The sequence below is a fragment of the Streptomyces sp. x-19 genome (assembly GCF_046549115.1).
Classification (GTDB): Bacteria; Actinomycetota; Actinomycetes; order Streptomycetales; family Streptomycetaceae; genus Streptomyces; species Streptomyces albulus_C.
Genome location: NZ_JAJPWK010000087.1, coordinates 1 through 1,956, shown reverse-complemented (window position 1 = coordinate 1,956; position 1,956 = coordinate 1). Strand labels below are relative to the sequence as shown.

Sequence of the window (1,956 nt, the reverse complement as noted above, 5' to 3'; positions counted from 1 at the left end):
GCAAACACCTCCCCGGCAAACTCCTCCAACCGGCCCCGACACACAGCAAGTTCCCCAGCCCTCATACAACCAGCGAACTACCACACACCCACCGTGACAAGACCACGTAACAAAGCACTACTAGCGGTCGGTGGTGAGCAGCAGGGTCCAGTGCGCGCCGGTCAGGTGCATCTGGCTTGCCGCCCGTACCGCGCTCAGTAGATGCCGGTGTTCCCGCGCTTTCAGCGGCCCTTGCGCAGGCGACAACAACTTCGGGCGCACCCGCCCGAACCAGGCAGCCCACCATCGCCCCAGGTCAGTGAGTCGACGATTGTCGACAGTCCGTGACCTGCGATTCTTCTGGTTGTCTCATGCCGTGTCGCTGAGGTGCGGGGCGGTGCTTCGGAGTCCGAAGGATCACGGCAGAGTGTGGGCATGGACGTACTCGATCTTGCCCGTGCCCTTGTTCTGGAGCGCCACCCCGACGCCCGCGCCGCGTTCCTCGGCGGCAGTGTCCTGACGAGCCGGCGCACCGCCCGGTCCGACCTGGACGTCGTCGTGCTGCTCGACGGCCCGCCCGCCCCGTACCGCGAGAGCCTGCGGTACGGGGACTGGCCGGTGGAGTTGTTCGTGCACACCGAGGACTCCTGGCACACCTTCGTGACCCCGGAGATCGTGCAGCGGAACTCGCCCCTGCTGTGGATGTGCGCCCAGGGGGCGCTGCTGCTCGACGCCGACGGAACCGGAGCACGGATCGCTAAGACGGCGAAACGCCTCGCGGCCGCAGGCCCGCCCCCGGTCACCGACACGGCGCTCGAAGACGCCCGGTACGCGCTGACGGACCTGCTCGACGACTTCGCCGCCTGTACGGATGCGGGCGAGCGGCTGTTCGTCGTGGCCGAACTCGTCCGGCGCAGCGGCGAGCTGGCACTGCTGAGCCACGGCACGTGGCTCGGCGGCGGCAAGTGGCTGGCCCGGCGCCTCGAACCCGTCGCACCGGACCTCGCCGCGCGCCTGGACCAGACGGCGCAAGCCGCGCTGCACGGCGCACCGGAAGGCCTCACCTCGCTGGTCACAGAGGTCCTCGACGCGGCGGGCGGCCCGGTCTGGGAGGGCTACCGCCGCAGCGGACCGCGTAAGACGGCCTGAACTCGTCACGCCCAAGAGCCTGTGTGTCGGGCGTCGCGGGCGGGGGCGGCGCGGTGAGTGGGCGGAGTCGGGCCCGGGGGCGGGGCAGCGACCGAGCGGCAGGCCGGCGACAGCCCAGGCAGCGAAGCGGGCTGCGGCCCGGGCGGCGGCCCGCGGGCCGGACCCACAGGACGACCGCGGGGCGCAAGGCGAGATGGGCGGAACGCGGGCGCGGCGAACGAGCAGCTGCAGGTCCACGACGCCCCCTGACGCCGCCGCCAGACCGACAGGCGGCGCCGCCACAGCACCCGGCCACGGCTGCCAGGGCACAGCGCGGCCGCCGGAGCGCCGGACCGGCGACAGCCCGGAGCCACAGGGCGGCAGGCGACGGCCAGGAGGCCGGCGGCAGGCCCAGCGGCCGCCCGGCTTCTCGGTCCAATTCCCCATCCGGGTAGCGCTGTCGCGGAGGTCACTCGGTGGGCTTCGGCCTGCGGGGCGTCCGGATAACCGGCAGTCCGCCGGTCGTGTCCGTGGGCCGTGGGGTGCGGCGCTGCGGGATCGGGGCCTCAACCTTGCTGCGGCGGTACCCGGCAGCCGCGATGAGGGCTACACACTGCCCGAGGCGTGGCGAGGTCGGAACGCACAGGCTCGCCGTTGCCTTGTTTGGAGGATCGGTGCTGCAACCATGACTAAACATGCCGAGGGTCACGTCCGGTACCTGACTTAGAGGTCCTAACAGAAGTGGTTGATCATGTGACTGTTGGCGTATCTGCTCGTTGGTCTGGTCGTGGGAAAGCGTCAGTCGCGGCCGTGGATCGTGTCGGATGAACTATGGGCGTTGGTGGAGCC

1 protein-coding gene is annotated in these 1,956 nt (G+C 70.8%); it reads left to right on the top strand.

Translation table 11 applies throughout. The features are described 5' to 3' along the window. Positions 1 to 414: 414 nt before the first annotated feature. A complete protein-coding gene (locus ACLJT4_RS42320) occupies positions 415 to 1,128 on the top strand; it encodes a nucleotidyltransferase domain-containing protein (RefSeq protein ID WP_411130493.1) in 714 nt (237 codons plus the stop codon). Positions 1,129 to 1,956 lie beyond the last annotated feature (828 nt).